Source organism: Pontibacter ummariensis (assembly GCF_900188175.1).
In the GTDB taxonomy this organism is placed as follows: domain Bacteria; phylum Bacteroidota; class Bacteroidia; order Cytophagales; family Hymenobacteraceae; genus Pontibacter; species Pontibacter ummariensis.
Genome location: NZ_FZOQ01000007.1, coordinates 87469 through 108753 on the forward strand (window position 1 = coordinate 87469; position 21285 = coordinate 108753).

At 51.8% G+C, this 21285-nt stretch carries 18 protein-coding genes; 6 read left to right on the forward strand and 12 right to left on the reverse strand.

Annotated elements, in window-relative coordinates; translation table 11 throughout:
- Positions 1 to 199: 199 nt before the first annotated feature.
- Together CHB92_RS09540 and folK are read left to right on the forward strand one after the other, a co-directional pair.
- Positions 200 to 1057: an alpha/beta hydrolase family protein gene (locus tag CHB92_RS09540; RefSeq protein WP_089318969.1), complete on the forward strand. Its 858-nt coding sequence runs from the start codon at positions 200 to 202 to the stop codon at positions 1055 to 1057.
- The gene (folK, locus tag CHB92_RS09545) at positions 1050 to 1538 is read left to right on the forward strand and encodes a 2-amino-4-hydroxy-6-hydroxymethyldihydropteridine diphosphokinase (RefSeq protein WP_089318970.1); all 489 of its coding nucleotides are present in this window, start codon (positions 1050 to 1052) and stop codon (positions 1536 to 1538) included. Before CHB92_RS09540 ends, folK begins: the two co-directional genes overlap by 8 nt.
- Here the strand turns inward: folK and CHB92_RS09550 are convergent.
- From CHB92_RS09550 to CHB92_RS09565, 4 genes are all read right to left on the reverse strand, one after another.
- The gene (locus CHB92_RS09550) at positions 1535 to 2347 is read right to left on the reverse strand and encodes a CPBP family glutamic-type intramembrane protease (protein ID WP_089318971.1); all 813 of its coding nucleotides are present in this window, start codon (positions 2345 to 2347) and stop codon (positions 1535 to 1537) included. The genes folK and CHB92_RS09550 overlap by 4 nt on opposite strands.
- Positions 2348 to 2553: 206 nt before the next feature.
- Positions 2554 to 3435 (reverse strand): ACP S-malonyltransferase, encoded by an 882-nt coding sequence (gene fabD / locus CHB92_RS09555; protein WP_089318972.1) that lies wholly within the window; start codon positions 3433 to 3435, stop codon positions 2554 to 2556.
- A 155-nt stretch (positions 3436 to 3590) separates the two neighbouring features.
- A complete protein-coding gene (locus tag CHB92_RS09560) occupies positions 3591 to 4016 on the reverse strand; it encodes a thiol-disulfide oxidoreductase DCC family protein (RefSeq protein WP_089318973.1) in 426 nt (141 codons plus the stop codon).
- A 2-nt stretch (positions 4017 to 4018) separates the two neighbouring features.
- Positions 4019 to 6766 carry a T9SS type B sorting domain-containing protein gene (locus tag CHB92_RS09565; protein ID WP_245842422.1) on the reverse strand — a complete coding sequence of 916 codons (2748 nt, stop codon included), beginning with the start codon at positions 6764 to 6766 and terminating at the stop codon, positions 4019 to 4021.
- A gap of 242 nt (positions 6767 to 7008) precedes the next feature.
- On the opposite strand from CHB92_RS09565, the gene CHB92_RS09570 reads away from it, so the two are divergent.
- The 4 genes from CHB92_RS09570 (at position 7009) to CHB92_RS09585 (ending at position 11214) form a co-directional block, all read left to right on the forward strand.
- Positions 7009 to 7689, forward strand: coding sequence for a succinate dehydrogenase cytochrome b subunit (locus CHB92_RS09570; RefSeq protein WP_089318974.1), 681 nt, complete (start codon positions 7009 to 7011; stop codon positions 7687 to 7689).
- 23 nt (positions 7690 to 7712) lie between these two features.
- Positions 7713 to 9650 carry a fumarate reductase/succinate dehydrogenase flavoprotein subunit gene (locus tag CHB92_RS09575; RefSeq protein ID WP_089318975.1) on the forward strand — a complete coding sequence of 646 codons (1938 nt, stop codon included), beginning with the start codon at positions 7713 to 7715 and terminating at the stop codon, positions 9648 to 9650.
- A gap of 135 nt (positions 9651 to 9785) precedes the next feature.
- Positions 9786 to 10538, forward strand: coding sequence for a succinate dehydrogenase/fumarate reductase iron-sulfur subunit (locus tag CHB92_RS09580; protein ID WP_089318976.1), 753 nt, complete (start codon positions 9786 to 9788; stop codon positions 10536 to 10538).
- Positions 10539 to 10689: 151 nt separating this feature from the next.
- Complete coding sequence (locus CHB92_RS09585) at positions 10690 to 11214, forward strand: NADPH-dependent FMN reductase (protein ID WP_089318977.1); 525 nt, start codon at positions 10690 to 10692, stop codon at positions 11212 to 11214.
- Positions 11215 to 11313: 99 nt separating this feature from the next.
- Here CHB92_RS09585 and ftsZ read toward each other — a convergent pair whose 3' ends face one another.
- The 8 genes from ftsZ to mraY all read right to left on the reverse strand — a co-directional run bounded on the left by ftsZ (position 11314) and on the right by mraY (position 21278).
- A complete protein-coding gene (gene ftsZ, locus CHB92_RS09590; protein WP_089318978.1) occupies positions 11314 to 12882 on the reverse strand; it encodes a cell division protein FtsZ in 1569 nt (522 codons plus the stop codon).
- Between the two features lie 25 nt (positions 12883 to 12907).
- On the reverse strand, positions 12908 to 14215 hold the full coding sequence (ftsA, locus tag CHB92_RS09595) for a cell division protein FtsA (RefSeq protein ID WP_089318979.1): 1308 nt from the start codon (positions 14213 to 14215) through the stop codon (positions 12908 to 12910).
- Positions 14216 to 14227: 12 nt separating this feature from the next.
- Positions 14228 to 14875 carry a cell division protein FtsQ/DivIB gene (locus CHB92_RS09600; protein ID WP_245842424.1) on the reverse strand — a complete coding sequence of 216 codons (648 nt, stop codon included), beginning with the start codon at positions 14873 to 14875 and terminating at the stop codon, positions 14228 to 14230.
- A 115-nt stretch (positions 14876 to 14990) separates the two neighbouring features.
- Positions 14991 to 16385 (reverse strand): UDP-N-acetylmuramate--L-alanine ligase, encoded by a 1395-nt coding sequence (gene murC, locus CHB92_RS09605; RefSeq protein WP_089318981.1) that lies wholly within the window; start codon positions 16383 to 16385, stop codon positions 14991 to 14993.
- On the reverse strand, positions 16382 to 17494 hold the full coding sequence (gene murG, locus CHB92_RS09610; protein WP_089318982.1) for an undecaprenyldiphospho-muramoylpentapeptide beta-N-acetylglucosaminyltransferase: 1113 nt from the start codon (positions 17492 to 17494) through the stop codon (positions 16382 to 16384). Before murG ends, murC begins: the two co-directional genes overlap by 4 nt.
- Positions 17487 to 18656: an FtsW/RodA/SpoVE family cell cycle protein gene (locus CHB92_RS09615; protein ID WP_089318983.1), complete on the reverse strand. Its 1170-nt coding sequence runs from the start codon at positions 18654 to 18656 to the stop codon at positions 17487 to 17489. Before CHB92_RS09615 ends, murG begins: the two co-directional genes overlap by 8 nt.
- A gap of 30 nt (positions 18657 to 18686) precedes the next feature.
- Entirely contained in the window at positions 18687 to 20030 is a 1344-nt protein-coding gene (murD, locus tag CHB92_RS09620) for a UDP-N-acetylmuramoyl-L-alanine--D-glutamate ligase (protein WP_089318984.1), read from the reverse strand.
- Positions 20031 to 20057: 27 nt separating this feature from the next.
- The gene (mraY, locus tag CHB92_RS09625) at positions 20058 to 21278 is read right to left on the reverse strand and encodes a phospho-N-acetylmuramoyl-pentapeptide-transferase (RefSeq protein WP_089318985.1); all 1221 of its coding nucleotides are present in this window, start codon (positions 21276 to 21278) and stop codon (positions 20058 to 20060) included.
- Between the last annotated feature and the right edge of the window lie 7 nt (positions 21279 to 21285).

Genomic DNA, 21285 nt, shown 5'->3' on the forward strand with positions numbered 1-21285 from the left:
ATTAACTTAAAACAGGTATATTGATAAAATAAGGCTTCCAAGCCCTATTAATTGTTAAATTGCCGCACAGCCGGGTTCCTTACAAAGAAGACAGCGGGTAGCCTTACCACAGGCACATTTTCAGGACCCTGGCACCCAGCATGAAACAGAAGATCAGGTTAAGGCACGCAGCAGTTAACAACCCTAAAACATAGCCCCCATGGCAGAGAGCACAAAAGTAGACTTTGTAGTATACCCCGCGCATGGCCGCCCTTTTACCGCCGATGCGACCTTCGTTGCAGATGGACAACCAAAGCCGATCGTGATTTTCACCCACGGGTTCAAAGGCTTTAAGGACTGGGGACACTTTAATCTGCTGGCCAGGTACTTTGCCGAAAGGGGGTTCCTTTTTGTCAAGTTCAACTTCTCCTACAATGGCACCACGCTGGAAGACTACTCGGACGTGCACGACCTGGAAGCCTTCGGCCAGAACAACTTTAGCCTGGAATTGGATGATTTACACGCCCTGCTTGACCTAGTACATGATGCACAGGGGCCACTGCCACAAAAAGAGCTCGACCATAAACGCATTTACCTAATCGGCCATAGCCGCGGGGGAGGCTCTGTTATTTTAAAAGCAGCAGAGGATGAGCGCGTCACGGCTCTTGCTACCTGGGCCGCTGTAAGCGATTTTGACCAACGCTGGGATGAGCTGCAGATGCAGCAGTGGAAACAGGATGGGGTGCAGTGGGTATTAAACGGGCGCACAGGGCAGAAGATGCCGCTTTACTACCAGATCGTGGAGGATTTTTACGCAAACCGGGACCGGCTGGAAGTACCGAAGGCGGTCCGGAAATTAAAGCAACCCCTGCTTATCCTGCATGGAGAGCAGGACGAGACCCTTCCGGTGCAAATGGCCCACGACCTGAAAAGCTGGAAGCCGGACGCCGAAATCGCTTTACTGCCGGAGGCAGACCACTCCTTTGGCGGAAAGCACCCCTACGAGCTGGAGGAACTGCCCTCCCCTGCCCGCACCGCCGCCGACCTCTCCATCGCCTTCTTTCAAAAACATGGCTAAGCTATACCTGCTCCTCGGGGGCAACTTGGGGGACCGCACAAGCTTTTTAAGTCAAGCGCGCGAAAGCATCGCTTCCAGAGTAGGGAGCATCCGACAGAACTCCGGGCTTTATGAAACAGCTGCCTGGGGCAAAACAGACCAGCCTGCTTTCCTGAATCAGGTATTGGAAGTGGAGACAGCACTGCCACCAGAACAGGTATTGCGCACCATTAACGCCATAGAGCAGGAACTCGGTCGGCAGCGACACGAACACTGGGGGGCACGCGTGATCGACATCGATATCTTGTTTTACGACGACATGATCCTGCAAACGCAAAGGCTAACCATTCCGCACCCACAACTACACCTGCGCCGTTTTACCTTGGTGCCCTTAGTTGAAATCGCCCCCATGCTAATTCACCCAGTACTTGGCAAGCACCTGTCTGCTTTACTGAACGAATGCCCCGACGAACTGAAGGTCCGGGTTTTTACGGAGAACTAAGCCGGTTCCTCTCGCAAAGGGGCCTCCATTTTCAGCTCCTGCCGCCGTGTAACAAGGCCAGACCTGATCGCCAGATACACCACCGGGAACATCAGCGCCGTCACCAGGAGACTTATGTAATCATAGGTCATGCCCTCCGCAGTTTCTTCTAGCTGCAGGATTCCTTGCCCATCAAAGCCATACATGGCTCTGTACATCATATTGCCACCCCAATGCAGGCCAAAGCCCAGCCAAATGGATCCGGTTCGGAGTACCGCATAGGCAAAAGTTACCCCAAACACAACAGAGAAAGCCAGGTTCATTAAGTTCAAGCCCTCGTTCCAGAAGTCATCCAGCGTGTAGAGCAGGGTAGCCGTTAATAGAAAACCTTGCATCAGGTTCTTTTTCTGAAAATATGCCAGCCAATATCCCCTGATCATAACATCATTCAGAATTGAGGAAAAGAACATCGCCAGCAGGGCCAAAGAAAGCATGTTCAGGATATAAGAAGTATCCATTACACCTCTTACCTCAAACTTCTCCAACCCATATAAGGCAAGGTACTTGGCCGCATAAACAGAAAACCCAATGATGAAACCAGCGGCGGCGTTCCGCCACCAGCCTCTGTGCAGCCAGAGGCCTAACTCCTGAAGCCCTTTTAGCCGTAGGACAAACTTTGCTACAAGGGAGGCGAGTAAGAAGAAGCCCAGCCAATAGCACATCCACAACAGGGCCTCATCCTGCTGTAAAAACCGGGGCACTCCGTTTACATACAGGTTCAGCAGCAGGAAGGCAGCGGTCCACACCACAGGGGACATTCTATTTTCCATAGGTTTAGTTGTTTAAGCTAAGTTTACAAGTACGATTCCATACAGAAATGTAAGAAATTGTAGCCATAACCGTATCAAGCAAAAAAACAAAGCGATGCGGAAATACCCACATCGCTTTGTTTTTCTTTTAACTGCCCACACCAAACCTTAATGCCTTTCTCCAAAGATGAAGAACCGGCTAGCTTGGTTAAAGCACCTTTAACAGGCTATTCCGCAGAACTTACCTCGGCAGTTCGGTCGATCTTTTTCACAAGCCCTTGCAGGACCTTGCCCGGCCCACACTCTACAAAGCTTGTGGCTCCATCGGCGATCATCTGCTGTACAGACTGTGTCCAGAGGACGGGGGCGGTAAGTTGGTGAATCAGGTTTTGCTTGATTTCCTCCGGGTCGGTGTGCGCCTTTGCATCTACGTTCTGGTAGATAGGGCAAATCCCCTGGCTAAAGGTTGTTTCTTTGATGGCCTTGGCCAGTTCTACCTCGGCTGGTTTCATCAACGGCGAATGAAATGCTCCGCCAACCGATAAAGGCAGCGCGCGCTTGGCCCCAGCCTCCTTCAGCTGCTCACAGGCTACCTCTATTCCTCTGTTTGTACCGGAAATCACTAGCTGCCCCGGACAGTTATAGTTGGCAGGCACTACTACCTCACCTTCAATGGAAGCGCACACTTCCTCTACTTTCGCATCTTCCAGGCCAAGCACAGCCGCCATGGTAGAGGAGTTCGCCTCGCAGGCAGCCTGCATGGCCATCGCCCGCTTGTATACCAGGCGCAAGCCATCTTCAAAGCTTAGCACCTGACTGGCAACTAACGCAGAGAACTCACCTAAAGAGTGCCCGGCCACCATGTCGGGCTGGAAGTCTTTTGCCACGGCAGCCTGAGCTACTGAGTGCAGGAAAATAGCAGGTTGCGTTACCCTTGTGCGACGCTGCTCTTCTTCAGGGCCGTTAAACATGATTTCCGTGATGTTGAAACCAAGAATCTCGTTTGCTTTGTCAAACAGCTGCCTCACTTCTTCGTGCTGCTCGTACAGGTCTTTACCCATCCCTACAAACTGAGCTCCTTGGCCTGGGAAAACATATGCCTTTTTCATTACTTATGATTGGTTAATTAATTTCTTCGCAATCAGCGGAGGAGACAAAAGCTCAGCAAAAGGACAAGCCCGTAAACCCGGGGCACGCCTTCCCGCTGCGCCAGACTGTAAGACCAGAAGAAACTTTAGCGGTAACTCTTCCCGGCTTTTGTCTTTTAAGCTACAAACCTTGCCCTTTCTTCAGGGCTTGGCAAGGTGCAACTCTCCGTGCGACCAGTGATTTTATAGCGGTGTTTGGCTATAAAGCGGTACACAAAATTGCGGAAAGATAAAGGAATAAAGCGGAAATGCGAAAGTATGGAAAAGGGAAAGTTAAGATGGCGGGCAATGCGTAGGACTGCATCCGACTCTGTATAAAGCCTCTCCTGCTCATAAAATAAAACAGAATCAGGCACAGGCTCAGGGCGCCGGACCTGTGGCACAAGCTGCTCTAGTAAGCCTGACTGCAGAGAGGCAAAGTACAGGTTTTGTTTTCGGTTATGCTTTAAAACCAGCTGTATGCTGAATTGGCAAAAGCCGCAGGTGCCATCATAAAAAACAATGGCTGCGTCCTGCGGCTTTTCCAAATCTTGTAGAATCATTTCTAGCGAAGTACTTCGACCCATCCTTTATAGGTGGACCTTACTTTAGCGGGGTCTATGGAGTAGAACTCTACCTCTGCCTCATAATAGTAGGTTCCGTCTGGCAGCCGGTTTCCGTCCTTGTCCACGCCAGGCCAGTTGATGTAGACGTCGTCGCCGCCCCCGTCCAGGGCCCGCTTCTCGTACACCAGGTTACCCCATCTGTTGAACACCTTGAAGTTCATGCTCTTCACGAAGGCTGTCTTCTGGTCAGGGCGGAACACGTCGTTGAGCCCGTCACCGTTCGGTGTGATGATGTTCGGCAACATGAAGGAGATACAGTTATCCTTGCACACCTCATTGCTAACCGGGCTCTCCCTGCCCGCCGTATCGGTGGCCGTCACCACGTAGCAGCCGGCATAGGACCGGAGATCGCCGTGCGTAAACGTTGTCTCTGTCGTCGTCGCCAGCTTGGTGAACTCGCCGTCGGCCGTGTCCTTGAAGTAGACGGTGTAGAAGTCGATCTGATCGGTGCAGTCGCCCGTTATCTGTGGCACCCACGTCAGCACATTGCTGTACGGAGGCCTTCTAGGACTATTGGCAAAAGCTTCGCAATCCAACTGGTCGATGCTCAGCTCCGGCGCGCACACCACCTTAGGCAAGGTGCTGCACATCACCTGGCTTCTGTTAAACAGCGGCTCAGGCAGCCCTTCTATATCGTAAGTACCCACTGTCTCCACATAGTAGCAGTACTCCTGTCCCCGCTGCAGCCCCGCGTCTCCAAAGGCACCCGTATCGGTGTAGGATCCTGTGCTCCCGCTTACCTGCACGCTGTCGATCAGGGTATACTCCCCATCCACCAAACGGTAAATGCGGTGCTTAAAGACACTGTTATCCCACGGCACGTCGTACGTCCAGCTCAGGTTGATCGCCTTCTCATCGTTTGCAGCCGCTTCTACATCCAACCGCACGCTCGAAGCTTCGGTGCTGTCGCGCAACTCGGTCGGGCCTGCTCCTGCCCGCGGCGCCTGGTAGAACTCCAGACGATAGCGGTAGGCCTCCTCCAGGGTATTCAGCCCCTCGTCTACAAAAGTTGTGTCACGCAGGTTACGGCTCGTGTAAACTACATCGTACCCCTCTCCAGGTTCCATTCCCTGCTTGCGCAGTAAACGGTACTCGAAAGGCGGCGTCAGGCGCTCTGCCTCTGGCTGTGTCCAGCGCACGGTGATCTGCCCGTTGGTGGCATCCGTTTCGTCTACCGTTACATTGGTCAGGTAAGGAACGTCGCGGTCGATTTCCACGCAGGCCTCGTTGGAGGCAAGACTCTCCCCACGTCCAGGCGACGGGAAGGTGGCGTAGATCATGTAGCAGTACTCCATGCCAGCCTTCAGGCCGGCCCCGTTGTTGTCGTCGAAAAAGGTCGCCTCGCCGGCATCCACCTCGCCTACCAGCACATAGCCGGTGCTGGCAGGGATGCCTGTCTGGCACACGTCCGGCTCAAAACCCGAAGGTCCTTCCCGTCGGTAGATACGGATCTTGCTCGCATTTTGGCAGATGTAAGGATCCCAGGTCAGGGTCACGTTGCGACTGGCGCCCTCAGCAGCCAGGTTTTGCGGAGGCGGCCCTACTACCTTGATGTTCCAGGGCTGCAGGTCAGCCAGGCGCGTTTCTCCCGGCGGCCGGACGTCCTCGGCCCTGAACACGACCTGATAAGGTCGCTCCCGCACATCCTCACAAGAGGTATTCCAGGTCAGCAAACCGGTCGTCTCGCCGGCTACACGGCGCGTCACCTCGAAGGTGGCCGGGGGCACAATGCCGGATCCCGCCACTGTCAGGTCAATCAAATCGCCATCCGGGTCTGTTGCCCGCACTACGCCCTCAAGCACAGTGCCAGCCACGATACAGGTATCCTTCGGCTCCAGAACGGGCGGTTTGTTGGGTGTTTCCTTCACCAGTATCTGCATGTCGCGCACCACTTCGCCGAGTTTGACGGCCCCACCGTTGGGTGACACCCGCCATTCCTCTACTATAAAGGCGACATTGTATTCCCCTTTGCGGCAAGGCGCGTCCCACACCAACTGCCCGTCCTGCAGGTCCAGCGTCAGGAAAGCATTGCCCTGCGCGTCGGAGGTGGTACAGTTGAATGTGCGGTCCGGGAGCGAATAGCCCGGAACCGGGGCAATCACGCCATTCGGGCCGATGTACTTCGGCACCGACAGCTTAAAAGCGAGGCTGTCCCCATCCGGGTCGTAGGCGCCGGGGTTGTGCACGTACTTACGGCCCACGGCAGCAAGGTCTATCGGCGCCACGGTAAGCACCGGTGTGCTGTTGAAGCCACGGAGGGCATTGATGTTGATCGTCGTGGAAATGAAGAAGGAGCGCTGATCGGATGGCGCTGCCATGTTCAGGATACCGGGGTTCCGGTTTATACCATTCCAGGAAACAGTATAGGTTCCGTCAGAAGGGTATGTGTATTCCCATTTGAATACTTCCTTGTCTGTGTCGTTTCCGATGTCCGTCACCGAAAGACGGGGTACTTCAATCACATCCCCTGTACCGGTGTTAATATAAACGACAGGGTCATCAGCGGAAGAAGCCTGGTCCGTGTACATGACCATGGTAAAGAAAAAGCGACGAGGGTTAGGGTTAGGCGTGGTATCTCTCTTTGCGGTGATATCTCCTGCCCTAATGTGCGTGGCCTGCGCCTCGTTGAAACTTCCCCACATTAAAATCAGCACCCACAAGAGACTAACACGCAACAAATACCTCATGCGTAAGATATGCGGCATATAAGTATAATTTGGCGGTAAAAATTGCTACAATGTATAACTACAAAAATTTAATTTTATTATCAACAAAAGGAAGAAATGTGGGTTTAAAGGTAGTAGTTTTTTGTCCTACGCACATCAATTTAGATTGATTCAAAATATTGCATTTAAATTGTTTTATATACGTACCGGAAGTACCTTTGAGAATTTAAAACGCACACTTATTTAACCTTTAACAAATACAGATGAGTTGGTTTACTAAAACGTTTTCCAGTACAATTGGCCGTAAAATCGTGATGTCGATTACCGGCCTTTTTCTGTGCTCATTCCTGGTGGTTCACCTGATTGGCAACCTACAATTACTGGCCAGTGACGGAGGAGATGCTTTTAACGTTTACTCCGCATTTATGGGGACAAACAAGGTGATTCGCTTTATGGAACTAATTCTGGTCCTCGGCTTTGTGTTCCATATTTACGACGCCATCGTGCTTACCCGCCGCAATAAATCTGCCCGCCCCATTGACTATGCTGAGCAGCGCCCGCAGGAAAACAGCACCTGGTCGTCCCGTAACATGGGGCTTTTGGGCACTGTGATTCTGGTGTTCCTTATCATTCACCTGTATAACTTTTTTGTACCGGCTCGCTTCGGTGGTTTGGACACTGTTTCCATCGACAATGAAGTGTACGACAACCTGTATGCTGAGGTAATTTATGCTTTCAGCCAGTGGTGGTACGTGCTGATTTATGTGCTTTCGATGATTGCACTGGCCTACCATCTGATTCATGGTTTCCAGAGCGCCTTCCAGACCCTGGGTCTAGACCATAAGAAATACACACCGTTCATTCAGAAGTTTGGCTACGCTTTCTCTATCCTTGTTTGCTTAGGCTTTGCCGCCATTCCGCTGTATGTGTTCTTCTTCTTTTAATTGTAACTGTCTTTGATATTACTATGATATTAGATTCTAAGATCCCGGAAGGCTATTCTTTAGCTGAGGTTTGGGATAATCATAAATTCAACGTAAAGCTGGTTAACCCGGCTAACAAGCGTAAATACGATATTATTGTAGTTGGTACAGGTCTTGCCGGTGCCTCCGCTGCAGCAACATTTGGAGAACTTGGCTATAACGTGAAGGCTTTCTGCTTTCAGGACTCCCCTCGCCGCGCGCACTCTATTGCGGCACAGGGTGGTATTAACGCAGCCAAGAACTACCAGAACGACGGCGACTCTGTTTTCCGTCTTTTCTATGACACTATCAAAGGAGGCGACTACCGTTCCCGCGAAGCGAACGTTTACCGCCTGGCGCAGGTGTCGGTGAACATCATCGACCAGTGCGTGGCACAAGGGGTACCTTTCGCACGTGATTACGGCGGGCTGCTGGCCAACCGTTCCTTCGGTGGTGCCCAGGTGTCCCGTACCTTCTATGCCCGTGGCCAAACAGGGCAGCAGCTGTTGCTAGGTGCCTACTCTGCCCTGAACCGCCAGATTGCTTATGGCAAAGTGAAGATGTACCCTCGTACTGAAATGCTGGACCTGGTAGTTGTCGACGGCAAGGCACGCGGTATCGTGGTGCGTAACCTCATCACCGGTAAGGTAGAGTCGCACAGTGCCCACGCCGTAGTATTGGCAACAGGGGGGTACGGAAATGTCTTCTTCCTGTCTACCAACGCCATGGGCTCTAACGCCACCGCAGGCTGGAGAGCACACAAGAAAGGGGCTTTGTTCGCTAACCCATGCTTCACGCAGATTCACCCAACCTGTATCCCGGTATCCGGAGGCTATCAGTCTAAGCTTACCCTGATGTCTGAGTCCCTGCGAAACGACGGACGTGTGTGGGTACCTAAGACGGTGGAAATTGCACAACGCCTGAGAAAAGGAGAGATAACAGTTAACGATATTCCGGAAGGGGACCGCGACTATTACCTGGAGCGTAAGTACCCGGCCTTTGGTAACCTGGTACCGCGCGACGTGGCTTCCCGTAATGCGAAGCTTGTTTGCGACGAAGGACGCGGTGTAGGATCTTCTGGTCTGGCCGTTTACCTGGATTTTGCGGATGCCATCAAGCGTGACGGGCAGCCGGCCATTGCCGCCAAGTATGGCAACCTCTTCGAGATGTACCAGAAGATCACCGATGAGAACCCGTACGAGCGGCCAATGCGCATCTACCCTGCCGTGCACTATACCATGGGCGGCCTTTGGGTTGATTACAACCTGATGACAACAGTACCTGGCTTGTACGCTGCCGGAGAGTGTAACTTCTCCGACCACGGTGCTAACCGCCTGGGTGCTTCTGCCCTGATGCAGGGTCTGGCTGACGGCTACTTTGTGTTGCCTTACACCATTGGGGATTACCTGGCTAAAATGCCTTACGACAAGGTACCAACAGACCACCCTGCCTTTGTGGAGGCAGAGCAGAGCGTGAAGGACATGACCGACAGGCTGCTTTCCATTAAAGGAAAGCGCACCGTAGACGACTTCCACAAAGAGCTGGGACAAATCATGTGGGACTACTGCGGTATGGCCCGTAATGCAGAAGGCTTGGCCTTTGCGAAACAGGCGATTCGCAAGCTGCGCGAAGAGTTCTGGAAAGACGTGAAGGTAACTGGCGTGAACGAAGAACTGAACCAGACACTGGAGAAGGCACACCGTGTAGCTGACTTCCTGGAATTAGGTGAGTTGATGGTAACAGACGCGCTGCACCGAGAGGAGTCTTGTGGCGGTCACTTCCGCGAGGAGTACCAGACCCCTGAGAACGAGGCCCTACGTGACGATGAGAACTTTGCCTACGTGGCAGCATGGGAGTTTACTGGCGTAAACGGCGAACCAAAACTGCACAAAGAAGAGCTCAAGTTCGAGAACGTGAAACTGACGCAGCGTAGCTACAAGTAATAAGTTAAAAACAAGAAATTATGAATTAGAAGTGAGTATGGCGTAAACAGAACGCTTCTCAGAGCAACTCCTAATTCGAAGTTCATAATTCAAATTTGTATAGAAATGGCTGGAAGTAATCCAAATGCTAAACCAATGGACCTGACACTAAGGGTTTGGCGCCAAAAAGATAGAAACGCAGCAGGTGCGCTTGTTACGTACCCTGTAAAGGGTATCTCTCCGGATATGTCTTTCCTGGAGATGCTGGACGTACTCAACGAAGACCTGCTGATACGCGGTGAAGAGCCAATCGCTTTTGACCATGACTGCCGCGAGGGTATTTGCGGTATGTGTAGCCTGTTCATCAACGGCCGTGCACACGGACCGGAAAAAGGAACAACCACCTGCCAGCTGCACATGCGTCACTTTAAAGACGGGGACACCATCACGATCGAACCATGGAGGGCTGCGGCTTTCCCGGTACACAAAGACCTGGTGGTAGACCGCTCTGCCTTCGACCGTATTCAGCAAGCTGGTGGCTATATCTCTGTAAACACGGGAGGTGTTCCTGATGCCAATGCTATTCCGATTCCAAAGTCTGTTGCAGACAAGGCCTTCGATGCGGCTACTTGTATTCAGTGCGGCGCCTGCGTGGCGGCATGTAAAAATGCATCCGCTATGCTGTTTGTGAGCGCCAAGGTATCGCAGCTGGCTTTGCTTCCGCAAGGTAAGACAGAGCGCAAGACGCGCGTGGAGAACATGGTTGCCCAGATGGATAAGGAAGGCTTCGGCGCCTGCACGAACACAGGTGCCTGTGCCGCAGAATGCCCGGTGGGTATCTCGTTAGAGAACATCAACATGCTGCGAAGCGAGTACATTCTTGCCAAAGCAACCTCTGAGAACCTGTAGTAAGTAAACTTTTCCTCCTACAGGAGTATACAAAAAGGCGAGACACAACAGTTCTCGCCTTTTTGCTTTAAAGTATGTATAAAGCACTTTTAACAGCCGCATCATAACCTTAACTAACCGCATCTGTTAAAAGGGAAAGCCACTAGTAAACATGATCACACTTATATCAGGCACAAACCGACCTTCGTCCAGATCAAGAGCTATTGCTAACATGTATGCGACTATGTTGGAGGAACGCGGGCAGGCTTTCAAGATTCTTGACTTGGCAGACGTCCCATCGGATTTTATTGTGTCAGCCATGTATGAGAACACCGGAAAGAACCAGCGCTTTAACCAACTAACAGAAATGATCAAGGCTTCCGATAAGTTTGTGTTCGTGGTGCCTGAATATAACTCCTCCTTCCCGGGCGTGCTGAAGGCCTTTATTGATGCCCTGGATTACCCCTGTCCTTTCCAAAATAAGAAAGGGGCTCTTATTGGACTATCTTCGGGTATGCAGGGCAGCGGGCTTGCCCTTAGCCACCTGACAGATATATTAAATTACCTGGGCATGCATATTATGGCCATGAAGCTCAAGCTGGCCCACATCGAGAAAAACTTCGATGGAAAGCAGCTTACCAGCAAACTGTATAATGAGCTCTTACAACAACACGTAGAGCAACTGATCTCTTTTTAAAGCTTCTGTCTGCTTGCGTCTACAGAATTCTTGCCTTGTATAAACAAAAGGGCCTGTACGATCTGGTACAGGCCCTTTTGCTTTACTCTTACTTGAAACTTAGTCGACGTTATCGTGCAGGAAGCGATTATCGCCAAGAATCTCGTTGTCATCGTTTAAGTTGAAACGGGAGATGTTACGCTCGGAAGAATGAGCCACTCTCTCCAGCGACACATTTCTGCGCAGGTAAGCCGGTACGTCCAGCTTCTCCTTGATGGCTTCGGAGGTAATCTCAGAGCTCAGCATGCGCAGGCGCTCACGCCGCTCTTCAGCACGACGCTGCATCAATTCTCTTTCTTCTGCCTGACGGGCTGCCGCCTCGCGCTCTCTGGCACGGGCCGCCATGATCTCTTCTTCCTGCGAAGCAGCGTAGTTGTTCTGCTGCACGTTTCCGTCCAACTCAAATACGATCGGCTGTGTACGTGGCTGCTCTACTGGTCGGCGCGTTGGCTCATAACCTTGCTGCGGCGCCTGTGGCTGTTGCGGTTGCACCGGAGGCTGTGGCGGCGCAACAGGTGCCGGTGCTACAGGCTTGGCTACGAAAGTGGCCACCTCTGGTGCAGGAACAGGCTCTGGCTTAGCAGGCTCGCTTACTTCAATTTTTTTTTGGCTCTCCAGGTCAAACACCGTCTTTTTTGGCTCGATAATGCTCTGGGTATCGCTTGCGAAACCTGTGGCAATAACAGTTACACGGATGCTCTGCCCCAATGATGAATCAATACCATGACCAAAAATCACTTCTGCCTCCTGGCCAGCTTTATCCTGGATATACTCTGTGATCTCTGTCAGTTCATCCATTTCCAGTTCAGCCTGCTCGCCTGACATAATAGAAAGCAGGATCTTTTGGGCACCATGGATGTCGGTGTTGTTAAGCAAAGGAGAAGAAAGAGCCTCTTCGGCAGCACGCAGGGCACGGCCCTCGCCCTCTGTTGTTGCAGAACCCATTACTGCAGCACCAGAGTCTTTCATTACTGTTTTAACGTCTTCAAAGTCAACGTTTACTTCAGCAGTTACCGTAATGATCTCCGCAATTGACTTGGCTGCCGTAGTCAACACGTTGTCAGCCTTCGCAAAAGCCTCCCGGATGGTCAGGTTTCCGAACATCTCCCGAAGCTTATCGTTCAGGATCACCAGGATTGTGTCGCAGTTTTCGCTCAGCTCCTTCACACCGTTTTCGGCGGCAGTCTTTTTCTTCTTGCCTTCAAAGGCAAACGGCGCTGTTACAATTCCCACTGTCAGGATACCCAGCTCTTTGGCTACCTTCGCAATGACAGGGGCTGCACCCGTACCGGTACCACCTCCCATACCTGCTGTGATAAAGACCATTTTGGTATCAGCGCTTAGCATCTCCCTGATCTCCTCTTTGCTCTCCAGCGCCGCATGCTTTCCCTTCTCAGGGTTAGCACCTGCCCCAAGGCCTTCTGTCAGGTTCTGCCCGATTGCCAGCTTATTCGGAACACTGCTGCTCTTCAAAGCCTGAGCGTCGGTGTTACAGATAATGAACTCTACGTCCTTAATTCCTTGGCTATACATGTGGTTTACAGCGTTACTACCGCCGCCGCCCACGCCAATCACCTTTATAATGGACTTACCGGTAGCTGGCAAATCAAATGTGTAAGCTGATGTCATACTTAAATTCTCCTGCTCTAATGGGTTAATAACTTTGTTTGTTGTCGATGTCGTCTGATAAGAAGCCTTTCAGTTTCTGCAGCAGCCCGCCGCCACTGTTGCCCGGAGCCTTTACCTCTGCCTGCTTTGGCTGCTGGTATACCGGTTCCTCTGTCCTGCTGTAAGAATCCACGCGCTGGTCCAGCGGTTGGTAACCGGCCAGGACTAAGCCTACACTGGTCGCATACATCGGGCTCTTCACGGCATCTACTTTAGATCGTCCCAGGTGCTCGTTCGGGTAACCGATGCGCGTGTCCATGCCGGTGATGTACTCTGTCAGCTGCACCAGGTTCTGTAACTGCGCACCTCCACCTGTCACCACAATGCCGGCTGCGAGGCTGTTGGCATAGCCTGACCGCACAATCTCAGCATACACCAGTTCCACGATCTCTTCCATTCTGGCTTCAATGATGTAGGCCAGGTTTTTAATGGAGATCTCCTTCGGTGTGCGGTCCCGTAGCCCCGGGATCGAAACAATTTCGTTCTCAGACGCTTCGTCGGCAATGGCCTTGCCAAACTTCACTTTTAGCTGCTCTGCCTGGTTTTGCATCACCATGCAGCCCTGCTTGATATCAGACGTAATAATATTCCCTCCAAAAGGAAGAACTGCCGTATGGCGAATAATATTGTCTTTGAATATAGCCAAATCGGTTGTACCGCCGCCAATGTCCACTAAAGCAACACCTGCTTCCTTCTCCTCCTCGCTCAGCACAGACATGCTGGAGGCAAGGGGTTCCAGGATCAACTGGTCTACCTCCAGGCCTGCGCGCGACACGCACTTGTTGATGTTGTTAATGGCATTTGACTGCGCCGTGATGATGTGGAAGTTACCCTCCAAGCGCACGCCGGACATCCCAACCGGGTCCACGATGCCCTCCTCATAGTCCACTTTGTACTCCTGCGGCATCACGTGAATGATCTCACTGCCAGGAGGCGTCACCAGGCGGTACATATCGTTTGTAAGGCGGTTCACATCTTCCAGCCGGATCTCATGGTCAGTTACCTGACGGGTAATGCTGCCGTTGTGCTGCAGGCTCTTGATATGCTGGCCCGCAATACCCACGTTTACCACGCCGATATTAATTCCGGATTGCTCTTCTGCCTGACGAATCGCTCTTCTGATGGCCTCTACTGTTTTGTCGATATTGCTTACTATGCCCCGCACTACTCCCTCGGAGGTAGCTTTGCCCATCCCTAATATCTCCAGCTTGCCAAACTCATTTTTACGACCTACCAGTGCGCAAACCTTGGTTGTGCCAATATCCAAGCCCACTACTATTTTGTCGTTCTGCATATCTTGTGTCTGTTATTCGCAAATAATCTGATCCTCGTACTCAACATTTACCCTTTTATATTTTTCCCAGCCCATCACAGGCAGTACTTCTTTATAAAAGACCATTAGCTTCTTAAATTTCTGCTCCACCCGGTCCGGCTTCCCGAACTCAATGCTGTGCTCACCTACCTGCGGCAGAAAAGTGACTTTGCCCTTGCCATCTATGTGCATCTGGGCAAGCTGGGCTTTCCAAAACGCATCCTGCTCAATGAACTGCAGTAAGGAAAGATAAGAGTAGCCTATAGAATCCTGAAAGAATCCTTTGTCAGATGACTTAACAAGCGCTGACTTGGTGATAGGGATTACACGAGCGGTGTATCTGTCTGACAGAGGAAGAATAGTTCCCTCTGCGTCGATGTAGACATCCTGATCTGATCGTATAATTCTCGCTATAGGCCTGTTTTGTTTTACCTGTACATGGACGTTCCCATCTAAACCTCGGTACACTTCCGCATTCTTCACAAATTTATGCGCTTCGATGCGTTTTTCAAGGTTCTTCAGGTCAATGTTTTGATTGGGGAGCCCCTCTAATTTTCGCTCTCCCTCGCGGGTGAGCAAGTCCCTGACTTCCCTGTCCCCAATAAAGTAATTGTTGTACTCATTTTCAACATTTATTGACACTTTTTCACAGACTTTTTCATTTTGCCGTGAGGAAGCAAAGCCCGCCAAAGCGCCAATTGTAACGATGCTACAACCTGCAAAAATTAAAGATTTTATTTTACTATTCAAGCCCATTTCAGTTATTTTCTAAAAAATTTCTTAATGGCTTTACGAGCGTATCAATGTCCCCGGCCCCCACGGTGGCCAAGACATCAAAATCACCGTTTTTGAACAGATTTCCCACAACTTCCTCCTTGTGCATTAGCTCCTTTATGGGGCTTTTTACCTGCTCCAGCACCATCTCGGAGGTCACCCCCGGGATCGGTTTTTCACGGGCCGGATAGATGTCCAGCAACACCAACTCGTCGGCCTTGCTCAGGCTCTCGGCGAACTCGTCGGCGAAGTCCCGGGTGCGGCTGAAAAGGTGTGGCTGAAATATCACTTTTATTCTCTTGTTTGGATACAAAGCGCGCAGCGAAGTCATGAAGGCATCTATCTCTTTCGGGTGGTGCGCATAATCGTCGATATACACCTTGCCCTTGCCTTCATACACAAACTCAAAGCGCCGCTTCACCCCGCTAAAAGTCTCGACTCCGTCACGTATTTTTTCTTCCGTCACCTTCAATGCCTGCGCTACCAACACAGCTGCCAGCGCATTCTCAGCATTGTGATAGCCGGGTACTCCCAGGCGCAGCGAAGGGATGTTACCAAAGGGACTTTCCACTCCGAACTCAAACCAGCGCCCACGGATCGCAAGGTTCTTGATGTGGGCTTCCCCGCCCTCCAAACTGTACTTTACAATGTGCACCCCCGCTTGTATGAGGTCTGTTAAGCGCGGGTCCGTTTTCTCCTGTAAAAACAGATAGCCGCCGGGCTTAATTTGGCTAATGAACCGCTGAAAAGTTCGTATCAGTTCCTCCTTATCGCCATAAATATCCAAATGGTCTGGATCTGCGGAAGTTACAATTGCAATTTCCGGAAACAGGGTCAGGAAGGAACGGTCGTACTCGTCGGCCTCCACCACCACAACCTCTTTCTCCACAGCCCCTTTCCCAATCAGCAGATTGGAGTTTAGATTTGTCGCAATCCCGCCCAGAAAGGCAGAGCAGTCCACCCCGGCATGGTGCAGCAAATGCGTTACCATCGAAGAAGTGGTCGTCTTGCCGTGTGTGCCTGCTACTGCAACCGTATAGGCCGAAGCGGTAATGATGCCCAACACCTCCGAACGTTTCTTGATCATGTACTGCTGCTCCCGCAGGTAAGCCCACTCGCTGTGCTCTGCAGGAATAGCGGGGGTGAGGACCACCAGTGTCTGCTGCTTGTGCTGCAGGATTTCTTCGGGCAGTAAGGCTATGTTATCCTCGTAATGCACCTCAATCCCCTCCTGCTCGAGCGCTTCGGTTAAGGGGGTACGCGTTTTATCATATCCCCAGACCGGGTAGCCCTTGGCCTTGAACCATCGGGCAATGGCGCTCATCCCTATTCCGCCAATGCCTAGAAAGTAGATGTATGAATAGTTGTCCAGTCTCACCCGATTAATTTTATAAGTTCGTTCACAATATCGGCCGCCGCGTTCGGGCGGGCCATTTTCAGAATATGCCGCCGCAGGCGCTGCTGCGCCTGCTCGTCCTGTGCTAACTGCAGGGTGGTCGGTATCAGTTTTTCCCCCGCCTCGGTATCCCGTACCAAAAGCGCTGCCTCCTGCTCTACCAACGCCATGGCATTCTTGGTCTGGTGATCTTCGGCCACGTTTGGAGAAGGCACCAGCACAGCGGGTTTCCCAGCCAAACACAACTCAGAGATAGACAGGGCCCCGGCCCGGGATATCACTACGTCCGCAGCGGCATAAGCCAGGTCCATGCGCTTGATAAAGTCAAAGGCGTAAATCCCTTTCCCCTCGAACTGTTGTTCCAAAGCTTTTGCCTCCGGGAAAAATGCTTTACCTGTCTGCCAGACAAGCTGATAGCCGCCTTCCACGATTTGTGCAAGCCCGGTAGCAACGCTACGGTTTATCGTTCTGGCGCCAAGGCTTCCGCCAATCACCAAAATCACTTTCTTGTCTTTTTGCAGGCCAAAATGCCCCAAGGCCTCTTCCCGCTTCAGATGGCTGTCCAGGATGTCGCTGCGCACGGGGTTTCCGGTCAGCACCAGTTTCTCAGCCGGGAAAAAAGCCTCCATGTTGGGGTAGGCCACACAGACCTTGTCCACCCGTTTGGCCAGCAGTTTGTTCGTAATCCCCGCATAAGAATTCTGCTCCTGGATCAGGGCAGGTATCCCACGTGAGGTTGCTGCATAAAGCAAAGGACCACTGGCATAACCGCCCACGCCAACCACCGCATCCGGCTTAAACTCTTTAATTATCTTATGCGAGGCCCGCACACTGGAAAGCACTTTCAACGGAAACGACAGGTTATCCAACGTCAGGCGCCTTTGCAGCCCACTGATCCACAGCCCCACGATCTTGTAACCAGCCTCTGGCACACGCGTCATCTCCATGCGGCCCTTGGCCCCCACAAACAGGATCTCTGCCTCCGGGTTTACGGCCTTTAGCTGGTTTGCTATGGCCACCGCCGGGTAAATGTGCCCGCCGGTGCCGCCGCCACTGATGATTACACGATATGGTCTTTCGCTTCTAGGCATTGATCGGTGCATTTATGGCTGTACTAACAGGAACTGCCACATTGGCTTTCTCCGACTCCTGCTCATCGCTACGGCTCACGCTCAGGATGATTCCCACGGAGATGCCCGTAAAGATCAGGGAAGTGCCTCCCATGCTGAGCAAAGGAAGCGGCAAACCTGTGATAGGCCCTAATCCTACAGCCACGGCCATGTTCACCATCCCCTGCAGCACCAGGCTAAAGCTTACTCCGGCAGAGAGCAAACCACCAAAGGCCCCATTGCTCTTACTAACCGTAACAAGCCCCCGATACAGGAGCGCCAGGTAGAGGAACAGCACCGCCACTCCCCCGATCAAGCCATACTCTTCCAGTATGATGGCATAGATAAAGTCTGAATAAGGGTGCGGCAGGATGTCCCGCTGATCACTGTTTCCCGGCCCTTTCCCCACGAGCCCGCCTGTGGCAATGGCAATGTAGGACTGCTCCAACTGAAAGGGCACCTCGTTCGGGTCCATAAAGTCTTCGAAGCGACTAATAGCCGTGCCCATACGCTGTCCTAATGCCAGGGCTGAGCCACCTACTACTATACCTATCAGCACCACGGCGCCAAGGTACTTGAAGGGCACACGGCCAATGAACATGAGCAGCATACAGGTTGCAAACAAGAGGACAGCCGTAGAGGTATTCGTTAAAGCAATCAAAGCACAGATCGCCACTGTCCAGATCAGCATCGGCACCAGCGTGCTTTTCCAGTTCTCCAACTCTTGCTGTTTCTTCGACAGCATGCTGGCCAGGTAAGAGATCAGGGCTAGCTTGGCCAAGTCCGAAGGCTGGAAGGTCTGATTAATAACCGGTATCGTGATCCAACGCGAAGCCTCGTTAATGTTAGAGCCGTAGAAGAAGGTAATGATCAGCAATGGCGCCGAAATGATGAGCGCCAGCAAGGACAGCTTAGAATAGTAGCGATAGGGTATCTTGTGGGCAATCCACATAAAGGCCAGCCCCACCAGGATAAGCGAGGAATGCTTTATTAGGAAATACTCTGTGTTACCATCCCGCATCCTGTAAGCAAGCGTACCTGTGGCAGAGTACACAACTGCCACGCTAATCAGCGAAAAGGCAATCACGATACCCCACATCACAGGATCTCCCTTCAGGTTCTTTTGTAACCACTGCTTTATCATAAACCCTCGGCTAAACAGGTTATGTTGTCTTTACTTCTTCAAAACAATCTTTTCTACAGCCTCTTTAAAGCGCTGTCCACGGTGTTCGTAGTTGTTAAACAGGTCGAAGCTCGCGCATGCCGGCGACAGGAGTACGACATCTCCAGGCGTTGACAGGGAGCGGCTTAAGCGCACGGCATACTCGATGGAGGTTGTCTCGGCGATAATCGGCACTACTTTCCCAAAGGCCTGCTTCAGTTTCTCGTTATCCTTGCCCAGGCAAACCAGCACCTTCACTTTTTCCCGGGCCAGCTCCTGTAGGGTGCTGTAATCATTTCCTTTATCTACCCCACCGGCTATCCAGATAATCGGCTGTTTGATACCCTCCAGCGCATACCACACGGCTTCCACGTTCGTGGCCTTCGAATCGTTGATATAGGTTACTTCCTTTGCAACTCCTACCGGCTGCAGGCGGTGCGCTGCATTCTGGAAGGTCTCCAGCGCTTTCTCTATCTCCGCATCGGCAACCCCCATCAACTTGGCCACAGTTACGGCAGCCATGGTGTTGTACTGGTTGTGCTTGCCTATCAGGCTAGACGTAGAGGTATCTACCGACCCCTGGTAGAATTTCTCGTTTACCCGGATTTTACCCCCGTCAAAGTACACCTTGCTAGCTTCAGCGTTACTCAGGGAAAACGGGACAGCCACTCCGGCAAAAGCTTTCGGCTGAAAGGCCCTGGCAATATTTTCGTCATCAGCGTTGTACACAAAGAAGTCTGCCCCGGTCATGTTCTGCGCTATGCGCATTTTAGAGGCGGCGTACTTCTCCATGCTATAGCCGTAGCGGTCGAGGTGATCCGGTGTGATGTTCATCAGCACCGCAATGTGCGCCTTGAACTGGTACATGTTGTCCAGCTGAAAACTGCTCAGTTCCAGTACATAGTACTCGTACTTGTCCTCGATCACCTTCTCGGCCAGACTCTCGCCGATATTCCCGGCTAAGCCTACATTTAACCCCGCGTTCTTTAGCAAGTGGTAAGTCAGAAGTGTCGTCGTCGTCTTACCGTTGGTACCTGTAATACCGATGAACTTTGCCTGGGTATAGCGGCCGGCGAATTCTATTTCGGAGATTACCGGGATCTCCTTTTTGAAAGCTTCCTGAATGATCGGGGCTTTTTCAGGTATGCCGGGGCTTTTGATCAGTTCATCTGCCCCCAGAATACGCTCCGTAGAATGCCTGCCTTCCTCAAAAGGGATAGCGGCAGTGGCCAGCTTGGCTTTATAAGTCTCCTTTATCTGCCCCATGTCCGACACAAACACGTCGAGCCCCTTTGCCTTTGCCAGCAAAGCGGCTCCTACGCCACTCTCTCCCGCTCCTAATATTGCTATCTTCATCGTTTCGTTTTCCTTAGTCCTTGTGGCTTATCTTAACTTCAGCGTCGCCAATGACAAAATGGCCAGCATAATGCCTACAATCCAGAAGCGCCCTACTATCTTGGACTCATGGTAGCCGAGTTTCTGGTAGTGGTGGTGCAGCGGCGACATTTTAAAAATGCGGCGCCCTTCGCCATACTTCTTCTTGGTGTACTTAAAGTAGCTCACCTGCAGCATCACCGACAGGTTTTCTATCAGGAAAATGCCGCAGAGTATTGGGATCAACAGTTCCTTGCGCACGATCAGGGCCAGCACGGCAATGATACCGCCAATGGCTAAACTACCCGTATCGCCCATAAACACCTGCGCCGGGTATGTATTATACCACAGAAAGCCAACACAAGCCCCCACAAAGGCCAGACAGAAAATAGCCAGCTCGCCGGAGTTAGGGATAAACATGATGTCCAGGTAATCGGCGAAAATGGTGTTACCCGATACATACGTGAAGATGGCCAAGGTCATTCCGATAATGGCAGATGTACCAGCCGCCAAACCATCGATTCCGTCTGTAATATTCGCCCCGTTGGAAACCGCCGTGATCACCAGGATCACAAAAGGGATGTACAGGTAGCACGACCAGCCCTGAAAAAGCGGCCCGGCAAAGGTGAACAGGTTACAGTAGTCCAATTCGTTGTTTTTCCGGAAAGGAATGGTGGTGATCATTTTGTGCACATCCGTAAAGTGGCTGCTGGCATTTACCGATGAAATGCTACCATCCCCGAAGAGGTATTGGCGTACCACCACATCATCGCTAAAAAACAGGGTAAAGCCCACGATCAGGCCCAACCCGATCTGCCCTAATATTTTGAAGCGCCCTGCCAGCCCCTCTTTGTTCTTTTTGAAAACCTTGATGTAGTCATCCAGGAAGCCGATCAGGCCCAGCCATACCGTAGACACCAGCATGAGCAGGATATACACGTTGTCCAGACGGGCAAAAAGTAAGGTAGGCACCAGAATGGCCAGCAGAATAATCAGGCCGCCCATGGTAGGTGTGCCTTTTTTCTCCATTTGTCCCTGCAAGCCCAGGTCCCGGATACTCTCCCCTACCTGCTTGCGCTGCAGTATTTTAATAAGCTTTCCGCCAAAGATCATCGCTATCAACAGCGAGACGAGTGTGGCCATACCTGCCCTGAAGGAGATGTACTGGAAGACACCGGCTCCAAAAAAGTCGAACTCCCGGTCTAGGTATGTGAAGAGGTAGTAAAGCATTTAATTG